We start from the raw sequence: 4,180 nt of genomic DNA, 5'->3' as shown, positions 1-4,180 counted from the left end.
TTACCGGAAGCCATGACGGAAGACGAATTTAAAGCTTTGATGCCACAAAACGTGGATAAAAACTTGCTGGAAAACTATACAACACCCCGATAGGCTTAAAAAGGTGTGGTTCATACACCGCTTACGACAATTTGGAAGCAATAATCGGTAAAAAAACCTTGAAACTGGCTCCCTCTCCGGGTTGACTGTGCACGGTGATGAATCCATTGTGCTTTTTGACTATTCCTGCGACCATGGCAAGCCCCAGCCCCGTTCCTTTGCCCATTTTTTTTGTTGTAAAATAGGGATCAAATATTTTATTTTGGATGGCTTTTTCGATACCGGGCCCGGTATCGGAAACTTCAAACTTTAAATATTTACCCGGTAACAGATTATTTTCCTGACCCAATTGGTCCTTGCCAAGGACCACCTCATTTAGGCTGATGGTCAACACCCCGCGCTCGTCGCCCATTGCCTGATACGCGTTGGTACACAAATTCAGTGCCAGCTGATGGATTTGGGTTGAATCAGCAAGTATCATGGCTTTTGAAACAACATTGTTTTTAATTTCAATGTTCGCGGGAATCACGGACCGAAGCAGTTTTAAGGTTTCCTGAACCAGGGGATATACGACCAGGGGCCTGCGGTCATCTCCTTTATGCCGGCTGAAAGTAAGAATCTGCTTGGTCAGCAAGGCGGCCCGTTTGGCGCCTTCTAAACCTTTTTCGAGGTCTTTTCCGGCCAGTTCCGGTTCCTGAATATGAAGTTTGGCCAGCTGAAGATATCCAAAGATACCCGAAAGAATATTATTAAAATCATGGGCGATGCCCCCTGCCAGGGTACCGATGGCTTCCATTTTCTGGGCCTGCCGGAGACGGGATTCAATCTGTTTTTTTTCTGTTATGTCAATGGCCACCTCAAATCTGACATCACGCCCGTCGGGCCAGCTAATGATCCGGTCCATGATGGAAAATGTTTTGTCCATCATGGCATTGTAAAATTCCCATCTGTGAATTTTTGGCTTTTCTTCAAGGATCTGTTTATTGCTGCAAAAACAACAGGGAGAATCAAGCCCCTGAAACTCCCTGTAACATATTTTGCCGATCAACTCATGATCAAAATATTTTTTAAAGGCTTTGTTTACATAGAGTATTTCATATGTATGGGGATCGGATACGTAAATATTTCCGTCCAGGCTGTCAAATATAGACAGCAGTTGCTTTCTTTCAAACTCCAGCCTTTTTTCAGATGCGTTTCGCTCCAGGTCACCGGAGATCATCTCTCCTATAATCTGCAGGGCCTCAATTTCAGTTTCTGTCCATTCGCGTTTTTTTTGTGTATCATCGAACCCCATGAATCCCCACAGTTTTTTCCCTTTTGCCCAGATCGGAACACAGACAAGGCTCTGGATTTTTTGGCTCTGGAGGATCTGTTTTTCAGCGGCAGCCTGGCTTGAAAGGTTGGCCACATCTTCTATGACAATATTCTTTCCATCCTGCAATTGGTTGGTCCACCATGAAAAGAGATGGGCATCGAGTTCTTTGAGATTTTCTATCTGGGGCTCGGTTCCTTTGGCACACCATTCATAGGTATTGGAAAGGGTACGGCCATTACCCGTTATCTCAAAAATATAAACCCTGTTGACGGAAATACTCTCTCCCATTGTTCTGAGTATGGCCTGGTAGTCCACTTTATCCGGGGAAATAAAAAGACTGGAGGCTTTTGCAATGGCTGTGGCGATGGTGTTGCGATACCTGAGTTCCTCCAGGAGGATGCGTTGCTTTTCCTCACTCTTATTCAAGTTTAGCTCCGCTTGTTTGCGTTTGGTGATTGTGTTCTCAAATACGGTTTTTTTCATCAGATCATAAGTCCCGAAATTCACAGATCCTCAGTGTGGCAGGTGATGATGCCCAGGTATCCGTCAACGGTTATCTGATTGCCATTTTCGATCAACTTCATGGCATTTGAAGCACCAGTGATGCACGGCAATCCGTATTCCCTGGCAATAATCGCCCCATGAATGAGCATACCGCCTCTTTCCTCAACCACGGCTGCGGCAAGCGGTACGACAAATGTCATATTGGGATCGACACCCTGGCAGACAAGGACTTCACCCTGCTTGAATGATAGTAAATCCGAAGGTGTTTGAATCAGTCTTGCGCGGCCGGAAGAAATCCCCGGTCCTGCAGGGTGTCCAACAATTTGACGCGAGGAGATCCATTTTTCGATAGCAGTCTTATCAGGAGAAACTTTTTCTTCCCGGCTCTGATCTTTCGGTTCAAGACTTAACGCAGGCGCTTTTAAAAGAATTTTGACGTCATCTTTCGTTGTGTTGGGGTGAATCAATCTTCTCCGGCCTTCCCTGACAGCCTCAAAAAGGCCTGCCTCTATTCGCCCCAAATGGATATTATCATCGTCCCGGAGCCGATAGCTTTCCCTGCCTAGGGAAAGAACCTCTTTTGCAAAATCCCGACGGTCAACTGGAAAACTTTTAATATATCTATCTTTAAGTTGAGCTGTATCGATTCCATTTGACTTCCCTGCTTTAATAGGGCGACCCGCAAACTCAAGCAGCAGATGGATGACGGCATTTTTACCGTAGTCACACTCACTGCCGCTGCCGGTTGTGCAGGACAGGTCTCCGAATTGGTCAACAAAAGAATCTAAGAGTACTCTGAACGGATGACTTGGGTCCGGCATCCGTTCGTTTTCAAGCTCTGTTTTAAGAGCCTTATCATTACGAATCATTTGGGCAAGTTTTTCAATCAGACTGTTTCTTTCCATGCTTTTTAGCCCGGTATTTTCCAACAAGTTCATAAACTCATACGGGTCTTCCGGCGTCACAGCATCGTTGTAAACCTGACCAAAAAGTCTTATTCCATGGGCAAAAGGGATAAAATCAGCCCAATAAATTTTTACCCAGTCATCATAAATTTTTTGTCTTCTCTCAATTTCATTGCACAGAGATTGGGCAGAAAGTATTTCAAGGTCCTGTTGTTTTAATTTATCAGCTTCAGATATCATTTTAGGGATCAGGTGATGCTCAATCTTGTCGTAGAGTTTCTTTAAATTTTCATAGCTTCTGTGCAAGGTGAGATACCAGGATCTTTTGTCATCTGTTTCAGTAAATCCGGTACTGGTGATGGGTCTGGCCTGAAGAATTGTCAATTCCCCATTGGTTATTGTCCATTCAACATCCTGGGGTTTGCCGAAAATTTGTTCAAGTCGATTGCCGGTTTTCCATATCTGATGAATCTCATCGTGGTTCAGCGGCGGTGTTTTGGCTTCATGGTCTTTCAAATCTTGGAACACAATCCCGGTTTTTCCGGGGGCGGCATATCTTTTTCGAACCGGATCTGTATGGCGGATCAATTTTCCGGTGGAACGGCTTAAGATCCATCGGTCCGGCTCAATGTCACCATCAACAAGTGCCTGATTCAGACCATAGACCGATTCAATCACCGATTCATTTGAACCGGAAGGGTTTAGTCCGAAAAAGATACCGGACTTGTCTGATGCAACCAGTTCCTGGATGACAACAGCCATCCGGCTGGTCTGGATATCCAGCCCAAGTTCTTTGCGGTAGAGCAGCGCTGCATCTGAGTAAAGTGAGGCCCATACCAGTTTGATGTGCTTTATAATTTCACTGGTCCCGGAAACGTTTAAAAAAGAGTCATGAAGACCTGCAAATGAATTCGACGCACTATCCTCGCCCGGGGCTGAGGATCTTACGGCCACAGGGGTATTTCCACAATATTTAGCAATCAGGCCTGCAAGTTTTTTTTCGATCTTTTTGGGTATGGGGGTGATTAGAAAATAGTTGCGGATACGTAGCGACGTGTCCCATATTTCTTCCCACCGCATCTGCTCAAGCGACTTTCTGTTGATTTCAAAAAAAATCCTCTCTTTGAGACGGGACTGATCAAGATAATCATCATAAATTTTGCAGGGAACGCAAAAACTTTTTGGCACCCGGATACCATGGCTGTAAATCTTTGCTATACAATAGGTTTTGCCGCCAACCTGGTCTTTTCCGGCATTTAAGCATTCATCTATATTGAGAAGCGGTTTCATTGTTTGACCTTAACTTCAACGACATTTTGAAATCGGTTCACCATAAAGTACCGTTTCATGGAGATACGGACGAATGCTGTGGTAGGTGCCTTGGAAAAATTTTTTAAATGAGGATGCTTTCTCAGGA

General features: G+C 44.7%; 2 protein-coding genes. Both read right to left on the bottom strand.

Features of this window, described 5'->3' with window-relative positions; translation table 11 throughout:
* Positions 1-121: 121 nt before the first annotated feature.
* Complete coding sequence (locus AB7U36_RS19715) at positions 122-1,837, bottom strand: ATP-binding protein (RefSeq protein ID WP_428161344.1); 1,716 nt, start codon at positions 1,835-1,837, stop codon at positions 122-124.
* A 20-nt stretch (positions 1,838-1,857) separates the two neighbouring features.
* Positions 1,858-4,053 (bottom strand): PEP/pyruvate-binding domain-containing protein, encoded by a 2,196-nt coding sequence (locus AB7U36_RS19710; protein WP_428161343.1) that lies wholly within the window; start codon positions 4,051-4,053, stop codon positions 1,858-1,860.
* Positions 4,054-4,180 lie beyond the last annotated feature (127 nt).

This window comes from Desulfobacter sp. (assembly GCF_050177295.1).
This window is presented reverse-complemented; position numbering and strand designations above follow the sequence as displayed.

Bases quoted from the DNA above. Each gene is read 5' to 3' on its own strand.
- AB7U36_RS19715 (WP_428161344.1), bottom strand. From the start codon at position 1,837: ATGAAAAAAACCGTATTTGAGAACACAATCACCAAACGCAAACAAGCG.
- AB7U36_RS19710 (WP_428161343.1), bottom strand. From the start codon at position 4,053: ATGAAACCGCTTCTCAATATAGATGAATGCTTAAATGCCGGAAAAGAC.